Annotated in this window: 16 protein-coding genes; 11 read left to right on the top strand and 5 right to left on the bottom strand. The window is 48.4% G+C overall.

Features of this window, described 5'->3' with window-relative positions; all coding sequences use genetic code 11:
• The first annotated feature begins 83 nt into the window (after positions 1–83).
• The 5 genes from H8K38_RS11915 to H8K38_RS18455 all read left to right on the top strand — a co-directional run bounded on the left by H8K38_RS11915 (position 84) and on the right by H8K38_RS18455 (position 8,334).
• A complete protein-coding gene (locus H8K38_RS11915) occupies positions 84–1,169 on the top strand; it encodes a GGDEF domain-containing protein (RefSeq protein ID WP_186885057.1) in 1,086 nt (361 codons plus the stop codon).
• A gap of 388 nt (positions 1,170–1,557) precedes the next feature.
• Positions 1,558–3,009 (top strand): DUF4157 domain-containing protein, encoded by a 1,452-nt coding sequence (locus H8K38_RS18460; RefSeq protein WP_255422942.1) that lies wholly within the window; start codon positions 1,558–1,560, stop codon positions 3,007–3,009.
• A 4-nt stretch (positions 3,010–3,013) separates the two neighbouring features.
• Positions 3,014–3,493 carry a transposase gene (locus tag H8K38_RS11905; protein WP_186885056.1) on the top strand — a complete coding sequence of 160 codons (480 nt, stop codon included), beginning with the start codon at positions 3,014–3,016 and terminating at the stop codon, positions 3,491–3,493.
• A gap of 141 nt (positions 3,494–3,634) precedes the next feature.
• Positions 3,635–5,230: a hypothetical protein gene (locus tag H8K38_RS11900; protein ID WP_186885055.1), complete on the top strand. Its 1,596-nt coding sequence runs from the start codon at positions 3,635–3,637 to the stop codon at positions 5,228–5,230.
• A 407-nt stretch (positions 5,231–5,637) separates the two neighbouring features.
• Positions 5,638–8,334 carry a DUF4157 domain-containing protein gene (locus H8K38_RS18455; RefSeq protein ID WP_186885054.1) on the top strand — a complete coding sequence of 899 codons (2,697 nt, stop codon included), beginning with the start codon at positions 5,638–5,640 and terminating at the stop codon, positions 8,332–8,334.
• A gap of 44 nt (positions 8,335–8,378) precedes the next feature.
• Here H8K38_RS18455 and H8K38_RS11890 read toward each other — a convergent pair whose 3' ends face one another.
• Positions 8,379–10,577: an OsmC domain/YcaO domain-containing protein gene (locus H8K38_RS11890; protein WP_186885053.1), complete on the bottom strand. Its 2,199-nt coding sequence runs from the start codon at positions 10,575–10,577 to the stop codon at positions 8,379–8,381.
• A 193-nt stretch (positions 10,578–10,770) separates the two neighbouring features.
• Here H8K38_RS11890 and H8K38_RS11885 point away from each other — a divergent pair, with 193 nt between their 5' ends.
• Positions 10,771–11,205, top strand: a complete 435-nt coding sequence (locus H8K38_RS11885; protein ID WP_186885052.1) for a hypothetical protein — start codon at positions 10,771–10,773, stop codon at positions 11,203–11,205.
• Between the two features lie 140 nt (positions 11,206–11,345).
• Here the strand turns inward: H8K38_RS11885 and H8K38_RS11880 are convergent, their stop codons facing one another.
• The 3 genes from H8K38_RS11880 to H8K38_RS11870 form a co-directional block, all read right to left on the bottom strand.
• Positions 11,346–11,810: a cache domain-containing protein gene (locus H8K38_RS11880; protein WP_255422941.1), complete on the bottom strand. Its 465-nt coding sequence runs from the start codon at positions 11,808–11,810 to the stop codon at positions 11,346–11,348.
• A gap of 341 nt (positions 11,811–12,151) precedes the next feature.
• The gene (locus tag H8K38_RS11875; protein WP_186885051.1) at positions 12,152–12,793 is read right to left on the bottom strand and encodes a hypothetical protein; all 642 of its coding nucleotides are present in this window, start codon (positions 12,791–12,793) and stop codon (positions 12,152–12,154) included.
• A 138-nt stretch (positions 12,794–12,931) separates the two neighbouring features.
• On the bottom strand, positions 12,932–14,113 hold the full coding sequence (locus H8K38_RS11870) for a GGDEF domain-containing protein (protein ID WP_186885050.1): 1,182 nt from the start codon (positions 14,111–14,113) through the stop codon (positions 12,932–12,934).
• A gap of 298 nt (positions 14,114–14,411) precedes the next feature.
• On the opposite strand from H8K38_RS11870, the gene H8K38_RS11865 reads away from it, so the two are divergent.
• Positions 14,412–15,347, top strand: coding sequence for a phytanoyl-CoA dioxygenase family protein (locus H8K38_RS11865; RefSeq protein ID WP_186885049.1), 936 nt, complete (start codon positions 14,412–14,414; stop codon positions 15,345–15,347).
• Positions 15,348–15,572: 225 nt separating this feature from the next.
• Complete coding sequence (locus tag H8K38_RS11860) at positions 15,573–17,381, top strand: HNH endonuclease (protein ID WP_186885048.1); 1,809 nt, start codon at positions 15,573–15,575, stop codon at positions 17,379–17,381.
• Positions 17,382–17,534: 153 nt separating this feature from the next.
• Here H8K38_RS11860 and H8K38_RS11855 read toward each other — a convergent pair whose 3' ends face one another.
• The gene (locus tag H8K38_RS11855; RefSeq protein ID WP_186885047.1) at positions 17,535–18,251 is read right to left on the bottom strand and encodes a TonB family protein; all 717 of its coding nucleotides are present in this window, start codon (positions 18,249–18,251) and stop codon (positions 17,535–17,537) included.
• A gap of 245 nt (positions 18,252–18,496) precedes the next feature.
• Between H8K38_RS11855 and H8K38_RS11850 the strand changes: the two genes are divergently transcribed.
• From H8K38_RS11850 to H8K38_RS11840, 3 genes are all read left to right on the top strand, one after another.
• Positions 18,497–19,189, top strand: a complete 693-nt coding sequence (locus H8K38_RS11850; RefSeq protein WP_186885046.1) for an energy transducer TonB — start codon at positions 18,497–18,499, stop codon at positions 19,187–19,189.
• A gap of 37 nt (positions 19,190–19,226) precedes the next feature.
• On the top strand, positions 19,227–20,201 hold the full coding sequence (locus H8K38_RS11845; protein WP_186885045.1) for a PHB depolymerase family esterase: 975 nt from the start codon (positions 19,227–19,229) through the stop codon (positions 20,199–20,201).
• 76 nt (positions 20,202–20,277) lie between these two features.
• Entirely contained in the window at positions 20,278–21,126 is an 849-nt protein-coding gene (locus tag H8K38_RS11840; RefSeq protein WP_186885044.1) for an alpha/beta fold hydrolase, read from the top strand.
• The last annotated feature ends 11 nt before the right edge of the window (positions 21,127–21,137 follow it).

The following is a 21,137-nucleotide window of genomic DNA, read 5'->3' as shown; positions in this document are numbered from 1 at the left end:
CACAGAAATCTGCGCAGTTTGGTCTGTGTCAGGCGTATCATTGACAGTGGTTACTCCTTCAAAATACGGATCACGCAACGTCAATGCATGCACTGAATCATCTTTTATACGGCAATATTGATTTCCTTAAAAATGAGGAATACCGGGCGTTTCAATTCCGGTTTTTATGCATTTTATTGCTGGCAGGTGCCGGGGTGACCGCGCTGTTGCTGGCGGGCGTCGCCAGCGGGGTAAATCATATCGATGCCATCCATGTTGTTTCGATGACGTGTTTTACGCTCATCAGTCTGGTGATCTGGCTGGTCTTGCGCGGGCAACCGCAACGCTTTGTGGCGGTGGCGTGGATATACGAGTGCTTATGCCTGCTGGAGTTTGTTTCTGCGCTGTATTTTGTTTCGGAAGATGAAATGCGGGTGATCTGGTTTTTTACCAATATTCCGGGCATCTATATTTTGCTTGGTCAGCGTGCGGGCATGTTGATTACCATAGGTACGATCGTTGGTCTGGCAGTGGGCAATGCATTTTTGCCGCAGCCTTATTCAACAAATGCGATCGCCACCTTGCTCGCAGCGTTGATGTATCTGGGCGCTTTTTTTCATGTCTATGGTGCGCGCTCGGTGTCTTACTTCATCCGTATGCGCGAGTCTAACCGTCAGTTGCGTCATATCGCCAGCCACGACCCACTAACCGATCTGCTGAACGCGGGCGCATATTATGCGACCTGCGATCAGTTGATTCATCTGGCAAACCGCCACCAGCAGCCGTTCGCGGTGCTGTTTGTCGATCTCGACCACTTCAAAAAAATTAACGATACCTTTGGCCATGAAGCTGGTGACATCGTGCTGAAAACTGTCGCTAAACAACTGCAGGAATCAGTCCGGCAAAGTGATGCGGTTGGCCGTATCGGTGGCGAAGAATTTTCCGTTTTTCTGCCGGACACCGATTTAAGCGGCGCAGCCAAACTGGCCGAAAACATGCGCAGCGGCATTGAAGCCCTGATGCCGCAAATCGGCCAGCAACGCATCAAAGTCACCGCCAGCATCGGTGTCGCCAGCGGCGAACGCAGCGAAACCAATATCGCAGCCATTCAGCGCCGCGCCGATCAGGCAATGTACGACGCCAAACAGCAAGGCCGCAATCGGGTATCTTGTTTTACGCAAGCCGCCTGAGCAACCTTTGCCATTTTCCACGCGCATCGCATCTGCAAGCCAGTGTACGCAGCTACCGCTGCTGGCACCATCCACTACACATCACCAGCACTTCAAAATGTTAAGCAGAGCGTTTTCATTATTTGCTCATAGCCCCCTTAATATGTATGCGGCTTGTGGCGTGTTTTCATTCCACGGGGCGCATGTTGATTGGGTGGTATTTTTTTTGTGAGTGTTGCGACTGATCAGCTCGCTTCGTCTGTCAATTCATAGCTCAATCTGCGCCTTCCCGTCAGCACCTTTATTTTTTTGACATTGTTAAATTTTCACCAAAATAAGAAAAGGTCATCCGTTTTGCCGTTAGAATAGTCCTTCCTTCTGATGGCATTTCACTTACGCGAGGCGAGTCATGAGTTCATCCGCAACGATGCAGCATGCGAAGACCGACGCAACACAACCTGCGCAACGCAGCAGCCAATTGGCAACGCAACACCAGCAAAGAAATTCGAGTGCCGCTCAAAGCGAATGGTCTGACCTTCGCCCGCAAGTCACCGCACAACGCCAGCTACAAGACGCGGCCAACAACAGCCCGCAAAGCCATCAGCTCAACACCTTTCAACAGATGGCACAAAACAGCACGCGTTCCACACAACTCAAAGCCATGAGCGCGATGATGAATACGTCTGCTGTGCAACGGGTGGAAGAAGATGATGAGCCGCTGCAAGCCAAATCAGTAACCGAAACAGCTCAGCGTGAAGCCGCAGACGCCGCCGAAACGCCTAAGCCAAATAACACTGGCCTGCCCGACAATCTCAAATCCGGTATCGAATCGCTGTCAGGCATGAGCATGGATCACGTCAAGGTCCACTACAATTCCGCACAACCCGCCCAATTGAATGCCCACGCTTACGCACAAGGCAGCGAGATTCATGTCGCTCCAGGGCAAGAGCGCCATTTGCCGCACGAGGCCTGGCACGTCGTGCAGCAGGCGCAGGGACGCGTGCAACCGACGATGCAGATGAAGGCTGGAGTGCCAGTAAATGATGATGCGGGGTTGGAGAGCGAAGCGGATGTGATGGGGGCGAAGGCACTTCAGTTAAAAAAACATAACAATCCGATTCAATTCATAAAGAATGCAGGGTCCGCGTTTCATCTAAGCAGTCAAACTGTGGCTCAAAGAGCAGCTACCAAAATCAATTATACAACCGGTAATTTTACATACACTGATACCAATGGGGATGAACAAGAACAGGAAGTGGGGATTGGCATGACCGCACACCTTAACCCTGCACAGGCACGCGAGGGTACTTCTCCGGGCGGCATGGACGACCTGATGACAGCGTTGGGTGATGAATATTCACACCAGAGAATGATACGGGGTCACTTGCTCAATGGAAATCTGGGAGGCTTAGGAATTCCAGAAAATTTATTTCCGATAACGAATAGGGCAAACCGCCTACATGAAACACAGGTAGAAAATCATGTCAAGAAGGAAATTGAAGACGGTAACGAAACCGATTATCGTGTAACCGTTATTAACGCTGCGATGACACAAGATGATCCCGATGCCACATTTCATTGCGAAGCATGGCAGGCAGATGGCACTAAAATTATTGACAAAGAAATAAATTCCATCCCGTCAGCCAATCGAAGAAATAGTGCCAGCGTTGACGATAACCAAGAAGATGAAATGGACAATAAAGCCGGAGGAATCAGATATAGAAACGTCGACCTCCCGCAAGGATGGGGAGAAAGAGGAAGCGGCAGGCGTGGAGAAATAGACTATGAACATGTAACAGGAAACAAATACAACCTGCAAGACAATACAGATAACTCCCTTAACGCAACCATTAACAAATAAAAAAATGGGGTCAAGTCTTGACATAACGCATTTCCAAACTAGGCTATTCCCCGTGTCCAGACCACTACGCCTAAGTTTTCTTGGAGCTATTTATCACCTCACCTCGTGCGGTAATGAGCGGGCGGCGATTTATCTTGATGATGAGGATAAGCAGTTGTTTCTCAATTTACTGACAAGCTGCATAGAAAAATTCCATTGGCTTTGTCATGCTTACTGCCCGATGGACAATCATTATCACCTTCTGATTAAAACGCCGGATGCGAATTTGCAGGCAGCGATGCGGCAACTCAATAGCGTATGTACCCGGCAATTTATCGCATGCACAGCAGAGTCTTACGTGTTTTTTGAGGGTGCTACAAAGCGATTTTGGTCGACAAAGAAAGTGATTTACTTCTTCCGAATTACTAAAAACTCCACTAGCATACGCAAATCAATCAGCGCTATTTGCCAGACGATTTTACGGTTTCAACGTGGAAATTCCTAACTGCTCTATGCCAATCACATCATGCGATATTTACCCTTTTAATATTCTTTGCATTTATTTTAAGTTTTATCGCTAGTATAGTTACTTCTTCTCTGATGGCATTTCCCACACGCGAGGCGAGTCATGAGTTCAGCCGCAACGATGCAGCAAGCGAAAACTGAGGTAGCACAACCTGCGCAACGCAGCAGCCAATTGGCAACGCAACACCAGCAAAGAAATTCGAGTGCTGCTCAAAGCGAATTGTCTGACCTTCGCCTGCAAGCCACCGCACAGCGCCAGCTACAAGACACCGCCAACAACAGCCCGCAAAGCCATCAGCTCAACACCTTTCATCAGATGGCACAAAACAGCGCGCGTTCCACACAACTCAAAGCCATGAGCGCGATAATGAATGCGCCTGCCGTGCAACGGGTGGAAGAAGACGAGCCGCTTAGCAGCGCTCCTGAAAAAAAAGATGACAATATTGCCGATGGCATCGGCAAGCGACAAGGCGAGCAATTCGAAGCTCGCGGTGAGCAGCATACGTTGTGGGTGGAGTCAGTCGGCGGGATGCGTTTGATCATGATTGCCAGCAACCCGGTGCCGGTCGTAACTCGTTTGCGCAAATGGCAGTCCGCCGCGAAGAAGGTGAAGGACGTGGCTTTAAAAAACAGCATGGATCGTCTGCTGGATTTGGCTTGGAAAAAATACGGTGCCTTACAAAACGCGTCTGCGATCGAGGACGGTGACGAGCGCGCACGGGCAATTCGGCTGGCACAACAACAATTAAGCTCCGATTTGGGTCAATTATTCCGCGTTTTCGGTGAATTGTTCGAAGCGCCGCCGGGTGCGGTCGCAGTGTATCGAGGACTGCATTTCACCACCGACTGGAACGCCAAGCGCGGCCACACAGTGGGTCAGGAAAATGCGCGCTCCTTCGAAGATGTCAAAGCCGAAGGTAGTTATTCCACCGCCTCTTGGGAACTTGCCACCACGGCAGCAAAGGGCGGCAAAATTACCCCGGAACTATTGGAAGCGGCGAACAAAATCGTAATGGAAACCATGGAAGGCTGGAAATCCAACACCGACTTCACCCGAACTGACAGCTCCGATCCGGGCAAGAAAGCCAAGCAAAGTCGCGAAGGCCTTCCGGGGCAAATCATCCATGCCCACGGCCAAGGCAATGTGCCCTTGGAAACCGCCTTGACATCTCGACTGGAGGGGTTGAAAAATTCGTTCACCCAAGGTGGCCATGTCTATGGCAACCAATACAATGCGGCCTTGTCACGATATATCGACAGCCAGAAAATTTTCGAGAAAGAAATGGGGAAAGGGTCAAAAGGCGGATATCAAAATATTTCGTTTAAATCTATTCCATTTATTTCAACATCTAAAAATGCAAAAGAAGCGGTCAAATACGGTATGGGAAAATTGGCGAAGGATGACGTCAAAAATACCGCCGGGATAGTCGGACGAGTACTGGTGTATGTGGCACCGCTGACTGCCATGCTGGAGGCTGGCGGGATCGATGTGTGGGATGGTTTGCGCAACGGCACGCTTAACTTCACAAATTACCGGAAAAACGAAAACGAAATCACTTTCCCCGGCTCGATACCGGACAATTTCTTGCGTGCGATGACTCCTATCGATGCAGCCAAGAGCGAGGGCGACAACGCCCAACCTCCCGAGCAAGAAGCCGCCAAGGAAGCTGTGCCGATGGGTGGATTGAATCCGCTACCGATGAATGAAGACCTCTGAGCCCTTAGAATCGTCCTACCGCCTTCGGGTGGTACAGGCTCACTTCAGTGTCTTGCACCACACACAAGCTCGACGGAATCGCCAGCTACGTACTGACGGATTTGGTGCATGCATTTTTGTTATGAGCACATTTGCGATAACAGAATGGACAATACCTATGTGGCTTGTGGCGTGTTTTCGTGCCACGAGGCTCATTTTTATTGGGGATATCTTTTCCGGATGTTGCGATTTGTGGCCTCACTTGCCCTGTTCACTCATCACTCATCACTCAGCCTGAACCTTTCAGTCGTCTTCTTTCTTTGCATTTTCAGACGTTATTAAATTTTCACGTCATCAAGAAAAGCCGTCGATTTTGCCATTAAAATGATCTCTTCTTCTGATGGCATTTCCCGTAAACGAGACGATTCATGAGTTCAGCAGCACCGATGCAGCACGAGAAAACTGACGCAACACCAACTGCGCAACGCAGTAACCAACCAAGCAGCCAATTGGCAACGCAACGTCAGCAAAGCGATACTACTATTCAAAGTGAATTTATAGACCAGCGCCCGCAAGCTACCACACAACGCCAACTGCAAAACGCTGCCAACAACAGCCCACAAAGTCGCCAACTCCATGCTTTTCAGCAAATGGCACAAAACAGCGCTCGCGCCACTCAGTTCAAAGCTATGAGCGCGATAATGAATGCGCCTGCCGTGCAACGGCAAGAAGAAGGTGATGAGCCGCTGCAAGTCAAATCGGCGGGAGAACCCCTCCAGCGTGAAGCCACGGCAGACGCAGCTGACGCGCCTAAGCAAAATAACACCGGGCTGCCCGACCATCTTAAATCAGGCATTGAATCGCTTTCCGGCATGAGCATGGATCGTGTGAAAGTGCACTATAACTCTTCACAACCAGCGCAATTGAACGCCCATGCCTATGCGCAGGGTAGCGAGATTCATGTGGGTCCGGGACAGGAGCAGCATTTGCCACACGAAGCCTGGCACGTCGTGCAGCAAGCGCAGGGGCGAGTGCAACCGACGATGCAGATGAAGGCTGGGGTGCCGGTAAATGATGATGTGGGGTTGGAGGCTGAGGCAGATGTGATGGGAGAGATAGCGATGCATTCACTCCCCAAAAATACTGATCTGCTGCAAGTTAAATCTAAATTTCCATCAAATTCCGTCGTACCTTTAACCATTCAAAGAAGGGGCTTTTCATACGAAGGCGGGACTGAAACTACAGAGGCTTATCCGCCAAAGTCGCTGAAAGATGGTGATCGCACCGATGGAACAAATAAGTTCACTACTGTCGATTATGAGGCAAATTTACCTACGCCAAGGGAGGTTTTATTAAAGGCATACAAAGATAATTTCATTCAGAATTCGTTGTCAGTTAAGGAAATGAATTTTGACAGACCCAAAAAAGTAGAGGCTGTAATTAATAGCAAGGGAAGTGAAAGAAAAAATGACCCAATAGAGACAAAAATAGGTCATCTCGGTGGCGATGAATGGAAAATCCGGGGAACAAAAACTACAGTTGCTAAATTTGTGGGGGGACATCTAATCGGCAATCAGATTATCGGCGGGGGGGTGGCTGATAAGGCATGGAATATTGCTCCGCAAGATGAAAAAAATAATAGCCCTTCATATAATCACACTATTGAGCAAATGGTACGCGGCGCTAATATCGAGAGCGGCGGGTTCATTAATTATGAAGTAGAGCTTTTTTATAAACTGGAAAATTATCAAGTCAACACACAAACCTTAATTGACCGAAAATTTGTAAAAAACTCCGGGCTTAAAACGTCCATGCCTGCGGCTGTTCAGATACCAACCAGAATTCCAAGTCATTGGAAAGCCAAGGCGTCAGTTAATAGAAAAGCTAAATTTGCTGCGCCGACCAAAAAAAAGAATCCTGGAAATAACGAAGATGAAGGAAAAACATACTTGCAGTATGTTGATGAAGATCCATTTAAAAAATCGATGTCAGAGAGTAATAACAACGACAAAGAATATTCGAACGCAAACTTTCATTTGAATTTTAAAATTTCGGATTCTAAGGATGTATCGTTGGACGCTGAAGAGCTAAATGCCGCCGATATTCAAGAAGTCAGCTACCACATGGTACAAGAGCATATTTCCACTTTTGAAGATACAGATACGGTACTCGCGAGCGGTACATTCGGTTCTGCTACGAACTATGCTACTGCTGAGAGCTCGAAAGGCAAATTGCCTTCCGAAATAGATTACGAAGAAGAGTTTGAAAAACTAAAAGAGAAATTCAATGGAATAGAATTAGCCAATATTCAGAGTAAATACGAAAAGTGCAAAATAAATCTTGATCGACTGGAAAACAATCAACTTTACAACGAATGGTCTGAGTTTTGGGAGCGAGCAATCAAGAGCGTTAAGTCCGAAAATTCTGGCGCGTCCAATTCTTCAGGAACAAATTATAAGAAAAAGAATACTAGCGCTCAAAAAACAAAGGGTGATTCTGTTGATTTGAAGAAGCGTAAGCGAGCTGACACATTAGAATCATCAGAATCAAAAGTTAAAAAAGTAAAACACGACGAAACTCTACTCTTTGATCCAACTGTACATAGAGATAAAAAGGATGAGGTAGAAAATTTTAAAACGCAGTTAAATACTTTCGTAGACAAAAGCAAAAAAAACAAACAATCAGATCCAGATATTACGCCCCAAGCGCTAAATGAATATTTAAAATGCATTTCAATGACAGAAAGCATGACCCGTAACGGCATCGATATACGTGGATTAAAAAAATATATCGAAGCTATAGACCAACTTCAGGATTATGAAAATGTCAAAATTGCTGTAACACTTGAAATGAAAAAACTGTCTGAGTCTGAGCCAAATATAGAGACAATCAATACCCTTGATAAATTATATAAGCAATGGCAGAATTTTTCGGCTCATATTGAGAACGCGACCAAATTGTGGAGCGTTAACTTTGAACATTTTTTTCAAGGTCCAAGCATTACAGCATTTGTAATAAACAAAAGCGCCCCCTCCAAAAACAAAAGAGCTGCTTCATTACCATTTACAACATTCCAAAAATATTATGAAGAAAATTTTGACAATCAAAATCGAAGTCAAAAATAACAACATTACCAAGGCGCACTAGCATCTCCGATGCGTCGCACATACTATTCTTGCTGAGATTTCGTCCGAGCCACGTGTAATTTTTTGTAGCTGTCAATCAAACGCTGGTGTCTGTCCAATCCCTCCAGTTTCATGCTCGTCGGCGTTAAACCGTAGAAGCGTACGCTGCCATTGACCGATCCGATGGCCGCATCCATGCGCTCGTTGCCAAACATACGGCGGAAATTGGCTTCGTAATCGTTCAACTCTAATTCATCGTCCAGTGTGACTTCCAGCACTACGTTGAGCGCTTGATAAAACAAGCCGCGTTCGACGCTGTTGTCGTTGTATTGCAGGAAGGCTTGCGTTAAATCCTGTGCATCGTCGAGTTGCGCTAAGGCGAGATGAATCAGCAGTTTTAATTCCAGCACGGTGAGTTGTCCCCACACTGTATTTTCATCAAACTCAATGCCGATCAGGGTGGCGATATCGCTGTAATCATCGAGCTCGTTGTTATCTAAACGATCCAGCAAGTCTTCCAGTGCATCATCATCCAGCTGATGCAGATTCAGAATATCGTTACGGAACAATAAGGCTTTGTTGGTGTTATCCCAGATCAGATCTTCGACTGGATACACTTCTGAATAACCCGGCACCAGGATGCGGCAAGCCGTCGCGCCTAACTGGTCGTACACCGCCAAGTAGGATTCTTTGCCCATATCTGCGAGGATGCCGAATAAGGTGGCAGCTTCGTCGGCATTGGAGTTTTCACCTTGACCAGAGAAATCCCATTCCACAAATTCGTAGTCAGATTTGGCACTGAAAAAACGCCATGACACAACGCCGCTGGAATCGATGAAATGCTCAACGAAATTATTCGGTTCAGTCACAGCCTGACTGACGAAAGTTGGTTGCGGTAAATCATTCAGGCCTTCAAAGCTACGGCCTTGCAGCAATTCTGTCAGGCTGCGTTCCAACGCCACTTCAAAGCTTGGGTGTGCACCAAACGAAGCGAACACGCCACCAGTGCGCGGGTTCATCAGGGTGACGCACATGACCGGATATTGTCCACCTAGCGAAGCATCTTTGACCAGCACCGGAAAGCCTTGTTCTTCCAAGCCCTGTATGCCAGCCAGGATGCCGGGATACTTTGCCAGCACGTCTTGCGGCACATCAGGCAAGGCGATTTCGCCTTCGAGAATTTCGCGTTTGACTGCGCGTTCAAAAATCTCGGACAGACATTGCACCTGCGCTTCGACCAGCGTATTACCGGCGCTCATGCCATTGCTGGCAAACAGGTTTTCAATCAGGTTCGATGGGAAATAAACGGTCGCGCCATCGGATTCGCGTACGAATGGTAATGAGCAGATACCACGTTCTGCGTTACCAGAATTGGTGTCGATCAGATGCGAGCCGCGCAGCTCTTTATCGGGGTTGTAAATCGCCAGGCTATATGCATCCAGTATCTCTTTTGGCAGCGCATCTTTTTTACCCGGCTTGAACCATTTTTCATTCGGGTAATGCACAAACTCTGCATTGGCGATGTCTTCACCCCAAAACGAACCAGCGTAAAAATGATTATTACTCAGGCGCTCAATGTACTCGCCCAGCGCCGACGCCAAAGCGCTTTCTTTGGTCGCGCCTTTGCCATTGGTAAAGCACATCGGTGAATGCGCATCGCGGATATGCAGCGACCACACATTCGGAATGATATTGCGCCACGATGCAATTTCGATTTTGATGCCAAGACCCGCGAGTAAGCCTGACATATTCGCGATGGTTTGCTCTAACGGTAAGTCTTTACCGAGGATATAGGTCGCTGCATCCGCATCTGGATTCAGGGTCAGCAAGGCTTGCGCATCGGCATCGAGACTTTCGACTTCTTCGATCACAAATTGCGGGCCTTCCTGCACGACTTTTTTGACCGTGCAACGTTCAATCGAGCGCAAAATACCCTGGCGATCTTTATCGGAAATATCGGCAGGCAATTCGACCTGAATCTTGAAAATTTGCGCGTAACGGTTTTCCGGGTCAACAATATTGTTTTGCGACAGACGGATATTCTCAGTAGGAATATCGCGCGTATTGCAATACAACTTCACGAAGTACGCCGCGCACAATGCCGATGAAGCCAGGAAGTAATCGAAAGGCCCGGGCGCTGAGCCGTCGCCCTTATAGCGTATAGGCTGATCAGCGATCACAGTGAAATCATCGAACTTGGCTTCGAGGCGAAGCTTATCGAGAAAGTTGACTTTAATTTCCATGAGGAGTGTTCCAAAAAAGCGGCCAAAAGCGCGTTAAAAGTAAATCAGGTGCCATTATCCGTTCTTTTAGGTGTGTGCGCACTGTGTACGCATCAATCGCTTTGCACCTCTGATGCATGAAAGCAAACGATATGTGCACACAGGTTTCCCGGTGCTGAAAAATTCACAAGTAAAATAGGCCAACTTATTCGGCATGCGTACCGCTATTAATCCCTTTAAAACCTATGTTCAGGTAGTTCACAATATGAAGTTAATTCTTAGCCTGCTTCTCAGTTACTGCCTGACAGCACCGGCGTTAGCGGCGGACGTTGAAACAATGCGGGCGCAGTTGAACGATAGTGAAAGCATGACGGCGAGGACGCCGCTACTTACGCAGGTGAGTCAAATAAGAAATGTCTTGATTGTCGATGCTGTACGAGAAAATGATCGATGGTTCAATCCAGAAAAAAAGATGAAAGAATCGTCTCTCGCAAAAGCAATTGCGGATGCGCACAAAAAAAACGTCGCTGAGAATACGATCCAAGCTTATACCAAAGTATTAAGGCAATGCCAGCGTGAAACCTCACAACTACAGACAGTGCCGTTTATGCGCAGTGAGAGTCAGCAAGCACATTGCTACCGTTACTGATGCTGCTGTCATCAGGTAACTAAGTAAGAAACGAGCATCGTTCCGCTCGATTCTCACTGTTTTAATAACCGTCAGAAATACAGTAAGCAGAGTGGTAGTCTCTTTTATCGCAGGACAGCGAAAAAGGGACTAGCGATTTTTTATTTTTTGTAAATGCCAACACCAAGCAGGTAGTTGTCGACTTTTTCTATGTACGTCGTTTTTTGATCCAGCAATTTAGTGATGGGATTAGGCCAGCGATATTCGACCCAGCCTGAGCCCTTCGTTTTTGCGACCTGCAGCATTTCTTTGGTCACCAGTTTGCCGTCGCCATCTTTAAAATCCATCAACGGTTTTCCGACCAGTTTGGTATTCGCCGATGCGAGCATGGTGCCTTCCATATCGAATGCGATGACATACAGATCGCGATCATGGAATTGTTTGTTGGAAGGATCGTTGAAATCTGCCAGCGCCTTGTCTTTGCCATTGGCTTTAAAGTGGGCAATCGCTTTTTTTACCATTGCTGTCGCCTGTTCAGCAGTGCCATGATCCTCTGCTGCTGAAGACACGCCGCATACGGCAACAGTCATCAGAAATGCCAGTATCAGTGATCCGATTTTTTTCATGTCAGTCTCCCTATTTTTGGTATACATATTGGCTCCCGCTGCTGTCGAGTCGTGACGAGTACGATCATGACAGGCCGGATTGCTGCCCAGTATAGGGTTAGTGAAAAATTCTTATTGCAAGAAATTGTTGAATCGGTTTAAGCAAGATCAGAACAGCGGTAAGCTGCAACCCTTGCCCTGCACCACGCTGCCGCACATGTGTCTTAGCACGATGTATATAAACAACGGAATCGCACGGCACTGAAATCGGAAAGCCCGGTTTACCTCACGCATGCGCAAGCGCAGCGAAACAAAGTAATACACCGGGGATGGCATCTGTTGACGCTGCTTATAGATGACGCTTATTGATGGCGGAGAATTTGATAATCGGTGCGTAATTTGAGACTGATTTCTTTTCCCATCACCGAGACATCGGTTTCTACCATTTCGGACTTCACCAGATTATCCCCGTTTACCTGTTTTTCATATTCAGTGACGGCAACAATGCGGTTCATTTTGAGGATGATCTTGACGCGAAAGGCTTCAGTATTACTGTATTCCACTCTTTGCAAATCGCCCTTTTCGTTGAGTGTGATAATGCCTGCAATTTTGTCAGGAGGCACTCCTCGTAAATCAGCGTCTTTACGCATGTGAAAACGCCAGCGTCTGAGATTATTGCCAGCGTCTATCGCCTGCAAGGATTTCTCATCGACCTGTGCGCTCAGCATTTCCTGCTCGGCACTTTCCATTTTTTCGAGAAATTTTCTGGTTTCTTTTTCTGTCGGCGCTCTTCCTTCAAATGACTCCAACAACCATTGCTGCTTTTTCTCTTTGGCCGGATCAAACACACCTACGCTTTTGAGCTTATCATTTTCATGGGATGTCACACGATAATGCCATGTGCTGGCTTTACTCTGATCTGCAACTTTCAGCGCATCCATGACAACATGCGCACTGGCGCTTGAGGAAAACGCCAGACACATCAGTAATCCACGTAACAACATTCTTTTCCTTTCTGCTTTCGTTCGGAATGACGCAAAAAAGTGATGGCTATTTCGGACATATCTTCCCTATGTTTTTGCTTTGCGTTTTCGTCCTTGCCCCGCCTCTGATAAGGTCAGATGCAACAGCACATTCTGGGTTTATTTAGCGACAGGTGTCTCACTGCCTGACTGTGTTGCATGATCTGTTTCGATACCGTTACGCCCGTTATTCTTTGCACGATATAAAGCAGCATCGGCTCGCTGCAGCAAATGATCAAAATCGTCATCCGCGCTGGCATTACTGGCAATGCCAACGCTGAGAGTACAGAGCGGTAAATCCGTTTGCGCATTTTTCAGCGATGCCTGAATCCTGGCGGCGACCAATCGCGCTTCTGCCACCGTTGTTCCAGGCAACACCACAACAAACTCTTCACCGCCGAAACGTGCGATCTGATCACATTCACGTAACAACTGACGGATTTTTTTCGCTACGAATACAAGCACTTGATCCCCTACTGCATGACCATGCAGATCATTGACACATTTAAAGTGATCCAGATCTATCGCCAGCAGCGCCAGCGGAAAATCAGCCTGGCGGGCATGCAATTGCAGTCGTTCATAGTAAGCGCCACAACCTCGGCGATTGAGCACACCAGTCAGAGGATCCTCAACCGCACGCTGCTCAAGCACAGCCTTTAAGCGACGCGATGCCATCACCAGGAAAACGACGCTTAACAACTGCACCAGTATTGTCGATGTTGCGAGATAGGTTGTGGCCAGATTATTGCCCTTCGCCAGATTCACACTCGTTTCATCCAACGTCAGTGCAACGCCGCCGCGCAACAAATTCAGGCCAGCGTGCACTAATAACAGCACCATGAAAAAATAACTGCTGAAATGTTTCTCGCCATGACGCCAGACCAAGCGGATCAGCGCACAATACATCCCAAAAGTGGTCAGTGAATAAATCGCCACGCGCATGCTGAAATCAGGAGTCACCACCAGCCACCACATCAAACCAGCGATGGTAAGACCCCAGATAAACAAAAACAAACGCCAGCTCGGCTTCTGCCCATAAAACAATTGGGTGCCGATCAGAGTCATGCCCTGCCCCCACAACATCGCGCCATTAAATCCGGGAATCGCAACGTATTCACTCAATATTCCTTGCGTCGCGAGTATGGGCAACGCCAGCAATGTCATTAACTGCGCCCATGCCCAATGCCCCACACCCTTCACTTCTGACTTAAAAGTGCGATGCACCGAAAACATGATGACGCTCATGCCGATACAAATAAATGCATTCATGAAGACTAAGGTGTAGATATCAAGTGGCTTCATCGTGCTTTTATAATGGAAACAGGCTCGGGTTTTCGTGCGTGCAATTATAGTGGATTACACTCTGAAATTTCCTCAATGCAATTTTCATGATAATGAAAGATGGTGTGCTTACGCACCGATACCATCAGCTTGGATGCACGAACATCAGATTGATCATTTCGTAGCTCTCCTGAAATAAGCTGCTGATCCATCAGCGTTTTTTGCACAGTCGTCCATAGCGACTTACACTACGTTCTGCGGCATCCATGACATACGAAAGCTACGTTAAAACAGCAAAAAATCACGATAGAGGAAATCCATGCAAGACTGGCCTGTTTTAAAAACGCTATGGCAGCGTCATTGTGACCCGGCTTATCAAGCCTGTGCACGCGCATCGAAGGAATGGGAACAACAGATACAAGCCTTGTATGCCAATCAAATTGCGCACCCTGCCGCACTCAGATTTTTGCTACAAAAACGCCCGACTCTGGAAGAATTTCAAGACTGGATCGCGAGTACCAGCGCACAGTATGTGGTAGCTGAGCACGAGCCGGAGACCGATGATGACAGCTATCGTCTTTCGGCGGAACAAATCGCCTTCTGGCAAGAAAATGGCTATCTTGTTTTGCATAATGTTATTGATGCCGCTACATGTGCGGCCAGTTGCGATGCGATCTGGCAATACACTGGCGCAACGCTGCAAGAGCCATCGAGCTGGTATCAGCCACAGTGTATTCAGCACGGTCTGATGCTGCCTTTGTACAATCATCCGCAATTGAACAGCAACCGTGCATCAAGACGTATTCGCGCTGCCTATGCGCAGCTCTACGGTAGTGAGGCAATTTACAAGACGATCGATCACGTCAGTTTCAACCCACCGGAAACGGCCCATTTTTCTTTTCGCGGCAGTGCCCTTCACTGGGATGTCAGCATCGCGCAACCGATACCGGAACGCTACCAGGGTTTGCTGTATTTAACTGACTGCGCCGACAGCGATGGCACCTTTCATTGCGTCCCCGGTTTCCATCGCCAGATCGCCGACTGGCTCAAGCAATTCAAGCCAGAAGACAACATCCGGCACATTGCAGCAGAAACACTGGCAACGCGCGCCGTACCGGGCAATGCAGGTGACTTTATCATCTGGCATCAGGCACTGCCCCACTGCGCAACTCCGAATCACGGTCAGACCCCGCGCATGGTGCAGTATCTGACTTATATTCCGACGAATCATGTGGAACACAGCGTGTGGATCTGAGGTTGGGCGATTTTTAATTTTGTTCAGCCTCTAGTTCTTCGAAGACCGATTACAGCATGCGCCCAAGCTAATCGGAACATTCAGGCGCAATGGCTTTGATGCACTATCCATTCGAAGTGCAATGTAGCCTGAATTAGCGAACAACCGAAAGTATTTACAATTAAGCCAACTTTTTCGCTAATATGATTACTTTCCGCATAGCCTTTCCACTACGCGAGGTCGATCATGAGTTCAGCAGCGCCATTGCAGCAAGCGACAGCCAATTCACACTCCGAAGCAAGGAATACCCCTCGCCAACTCAGGCAAAACTCTGCGCGATCTGCCAGCGAAAAGCAAAATAGCTTTGCTGACTCACGGCCACAAACGACTATACAACGTCGCCTGCGAGAAACAGCAGCCGATAGTCCGCAAACTACTCAATTACTAGCCTTGCAGCGCATGGCGGCGGCAAGTGAACACGCTAACCAACTCAAGGCAATGAAAGCAACAGCGAGCGCCGCTGCACTGCAAAGAGTCGAAGACGAAGAACCGTTGCAAGCGAAGTTCTCCGCCATACAGCGGGTAGAGGACGAAGAACCTCTGCAAGGCAAGTTCAGCACCGCACAGCGGGTGGAAGAAGACGAGCCCCTGCAAAATAAGCTGATGACCGCGCAAAGAACCGAAGACGAAGAACTGTTGCAGGGGAAATTCGCGCCTGTGCAACGCGTGGAGGAAGACGAACTGCTGCAAGGAAAATTCGATACTGTACAAAGACAAGAACAAATCGCCGCCAGGCCCAATAATACCGGTCTGCCAAATCAACTCAAATCCGGTATCGAATCCCTTTCCGGCATGAGCATGGATCATGTGAAGGTGCATTACAACTCATCCCAACCGGCACAACTCAACGCACTCGCTTACGCACAAGGCAGCGATATTCACGTCGCGCCGGGACAAGAACAACACTTACCGCATGAGGCCTGGCATGTTGTTCAGCAAGCGCAGGGGCGAGTGAAGCCGACAATGCAGATGAAAGGCGGCGTGCCGGTCAATGATGATGCGTGGCTGGAGACGGAAGCGGATGTGATGGGGGAAAAGTCTTTGAGACAAGGCGCTGTGCAAATGCAAAATTTCCAAAAAACAAAGGTCCTCGGAAAAGCCATTACGCAACGTTCTGAACGCCAATCCCCTGTTTTACAACGTCAGGCTGAAACACGGATACTCTATGACTCATTCAAGCGTATTTGTCTTGACGAGGGGTACATTGCTGGTGCCATCTACTTACTCGATCATGCCGAGATAGAGTACGCCAGCGACAACCTGACAACCGCTACATTACTTACCAAAAAATTTCCAATATGTGCTGAATTTGCCGCGACCCAAATTGGTATTGGATTATTTATTGGAAATATATGTACTGCGCTATATAAGTTAAATCCAGGAAATGAAGAGTCTGGAGAAGAATTCGCACCCGAAGACCTGGATGTAATTGAGGATGGAGCAGATTATGACAACATTGATCATGGATCTGAAGGTGGTGATTTTGAAGATTTAGACTCAGAGGCACAAAGCAGAGTCGATTCCCACAGTGGTTATGGCATGATCGAGCGCTTCGAGGATGCAGGCGGTAGTGTTCAGCTTCAGGCAGCAAGCAACAAATTAGGCGATAAAAAGAAACATGGAAAATATACCGTTTCCTACAAGACTACGGCAGCGGGCTCGATCAATTTTAATTCGCCACAAACGCTGACTCCACAAAGTGGCTTTAACTCTTGGATTCATAAAACTGGTAGTACGGTAAATATCTTAAAGGGAAAAGCCATAAACTATGTTGCACAAGGTGGGAAAGTTTATAAATGGAATGAAAAGAAAAATGATCGAGGCCTGCATTTTGCTGCAGCAAATTACATTTATAACGGAAGCAAAGCGCGACGTTCTCCAGACGGATGGACTTGGCACCATCTCGAAAGCCCTGTCGGGGGCATGGTTCTAGTGCGTAGAGAAGTGCATTCGAAACATCACCACAATGGAGGAGTCTTTCTGTGGAACCCTTAAAACTTTACATTCCTTGATTTGTTAATTTTCCATGGTTGATACAAATTCCCCCAATAAAACCGCGGCTCCCGGCACATTTTCATGCCAGCAGCCGCATTTTCATTAGGGGTTGCGGTGACGTACTCGTCTTCAAAATGCGTCACCTGAATTGCACTACTTCGCAACGAAGCGCAGTGACCCAGCGTTACGAATACGCTTGCCGCTGCGTTCGGCAGGCATGAATTCACATGATCGGGCGATGCGCAGGCTTTCCTGATCGAGTTGTTCATCATCGCTGCCCCACTGCACTTTGGCATCCAGCACTTTTCCTGTCTCAGACGTATAAATACCGACGACGATACCCGCATCTTTATTTTTATTATCTCTGTCATCGGCGATGCGCAATTTGTCAGAGGACTTGCAAGTCTTCGCTTCCAGCACTGCCGGGCTGGTGTAGCCCTGATCAAACTTCCACCTATAGGCGGTATAAGTTTCACTCGGCACCCAGCGCCCCTCGGGCAATATCTGGCAGCCAATGATGGCGTTCATCACGGTCAGATCAAGCATTTTCCAGCCGCTGCTGCGGACTAACTGAAACGCCTTGATTTTGCCGCTCTCATCAATCATCAGCTTCAGCACAGTGTCGCCTTGCATACCATAGCGAAGGGCAGCTTCGGGATACGTGGGAATCGCGCACGCAGTGGCAATATCAATTTTCATATCATTGATTTTCGGCGTCACAGAATCTGCGTTGACGCTGGTCGCGGACGCTGCAACTGGTGCCGACACTACGGACGGTTCTGCCGGTACCGCATCTCTGGCTATCGCGGCAGGCGACATCAGAGTTTGCAACAGCATCCACAACAAAACTGCTCCGGAAAATTGACGCATGCGATACCTTTTCAAAAAGAAGTAGATGAGTGGCGCAACATCTCTACAGCGTCGTTGCTGTCGCGGTGTGAACCAAATGTGCGGACATTAAAAACACAAATCGTGTCGCGAGATTGTAATTAGATTAATATCTTTCAATCAAGCAATTTAGATAAATATTGAATACAATCGTAGCGCTTGATGCGTATCACAACCAAGACGGCACATATTTGCCCCATCCCCTTTTCTGACAGGTCTGTACTGATATGAAAAAAATCGCGCTGCTTTTTAGTCTGCTGCTGACATTCGCAAGCCTGTCTTTCGCTACGCCACCTGCGCAGGAAAACCCGATCAGTGCTTCGCCGGCGGACACCCCCCCTGACAGCCAGTCTTACCCGCTGCTGTTTCTTCGTTGCGGACCAATCAACTATCCCAAATATGCGCTGCGCTATGAGTTGCAGGGCGACACCACGATTTCCGCTATTGCCGATGCCGATGGCAAAGTCATCTCTGCAGAAATCGCCCACAGCAGCGGCTGGCGCATACTGGATGACGCCGTGCTGCAAGCCGTACAGAACTGCAAGGTATTGGATCAGCCTGATATGGAAAAAACGCCTCTGAAAGGCACATTCAAATGGCGTATCAGTGGCATTGATTACCAGCAGCCGCAATTGATTGCCGCCAGTTGTGCGACCTCGGATGCGGTACATATTGCCTCTGACGAAGAAAAAGAACGCGGCATAGTAATCGGTGTTTATCTGGATAAAAAAGGAGTGGTCAAAAAAATGACTCTGGAATGGAGCAGCGGTACCGCTTCGGATATGGAGGCAATCCGTCTGCTCAAGAGCTGTCAGTTCTTACCCGCACAGGACGCAAAAAAGACGCTGGAATCTGCGATTTCCATACGCCTGATCGCTGATGTGAAGTCCAAAATACATCGCGACTATTCACAATTCTGAGGCGAATTGAGAACATCACCACCGGATATAGTGAAGTATGTCAAACGAAAACAAATCGCTGCAAATGCGACAGCGTCCCGGGCAAGCAGTGATCACCGCTCACACGATTGCCACTGCCGACGGTCCGCGTCATTACCTGATGGCGACACCGCGGAAACAAAATGCGAACTTGCGTCCACTGGTGATTATTCTGCATGGAGCGGGGGCTTCTGCGGCACAAGTAATGGGACTGGCATTTCCGGTATCGCCCTTATCCGTCTGGTTAGAAATTGCTGAACGCGAACAATTGTTGGTTGTTGCACCGGATGGCAGCAAAAAAGGCTGGAATGATAGCTTTGCCCATGTCAGAAATAAGCCAGAGACCGATGATACGGGCATGATTCGTAACCTCATCGCACACATGATACAAACGCATCAGGCCGACCCGCAGCGCATTTATGTGATTGGCGTTTCCAAAGGCGGCATGATGGCTTACCGTTTGGCGACGGAGTTGGGATCGATGTTGGCGGCGTTTGCCAGCGTCCTGGCTAATATGCCGCAGCAAAGCGTGTGCGCGGCTCCCGTGACGCCGATATCCGCTCTGATCGTCGCCAGCACCCGCGATCCGCTGGTACCTTATGGCGGTGGTAAATATTTTTACACGCCGCTGCTAAGCCCGATGAAAAGCATCAACGACACCGTCGATATCTGGCGCACGCTGGCGAACCTGCCCGCAACCGGAAAGAGCGTTGATATTCCGAAATCTACCGCAAGCAATCCGACCTCATGCACACGAATCACCTGGGGCGACAATCCAGAACAACTTCAAGTCGTTTTACTCAGAATCAATGGCGGCGGCCATGCGGAACCCAGCCAGAGTCAGTTTTACCCGTGGTTTCTGAGCAGACTGGTCGGCGCACAAAATACAGATATTGATATTGCCGAGGAAGCATGGGCGTTTTTCAAAGACAAACGCTGCAAAGATGCTGGCGGCAACAGCTTGCCTGAAACAGCATCCGGTAAAAACAAATGAATTCATTTCGCAAAACCAACTCTGCCATCTGCAACACAACTCCTACTAACAGATGTACTCGATGATGAAAGATCGCATGAATAAATATAGCCTCACCACACCGCGTTTGCTATTACTTGCGTCGGCGCTGTTTCTCAGCGCCTGCACGACGGTCAATTACACCGCACAGCAATTCGTGCCGAAAGACCCGGGGAAAATCAGCTTGTTGCCCAGTGTTGCGCCTGCGTACCAGCTTGAGAATCTCGAATACAAGCAAGCCGATGGTGCGATCAGCCGTGGCGTTTACATCCACAAACCTGGCGCTGATTTTACGGTGCTGTATTTCATGGGCAGCGGTGTCCGCGTGGATGCCAACGGTACGAGTTTTGCAAAAGCATTTACCGAACTGAACGCCAATGTGATCAGCTTTGATTATCGTGGTTTTGGTCGCAGTGATTCAAACGGCAAGCCGCATAGTCTGATCGAGCTGGAGAGTGATGCGCTCGCGCTGTATGACTATGCCCGCAAAATGGTACCTGGCCGACTGGTCGTACACGGTCATTCTTTTGGCAGCTTTGTCGCAGCAAGACTGGCGAGCAAACGCGCCGTCGATGCGCTGGTACTGGAAGGCACAGGCACCACCGCTCTCGCCTATTCCGACAATATGGTGCCGTGGTTTGCAAAACCTTTCGTCAAAATCAATCTTGATGAAGAGTTGACTGCCGTCGATAATCGCGCTGCCTTGCGTAACTACGCTGGCCCGGTGCTGATCATTAACGGTGTCAACGATGTACAGACCCCGGCAGCCACCGCGCGCGAATTATTTGCCAGTATTCCGCGCAGCAATAAGCGTTATGAAGAAGTTGCCAATGCCGGTCATATGAATGCGATGAGTAAACCGGAAACACTGAAAGCGTATCGTGATTTCTTAAACGGTCAGTTCTGATCTGACTAGCA

Origin of the sequence: Undibacterium sp. FT79W, assembly GCF_014284215.1 — a bacterium.
Lineage (GTDB): Bacteria > Pseudomonadota > Gammaproteobacteria > Burkholderiales > Burkholderiaceae_D > Undibacterium > Undibacterium aquatile.
The sequence above is the reverse complement of the archived record's forward strand: the minus strand, read 5'-3'. Positions and strand labels throughout refer to the sequence as shown.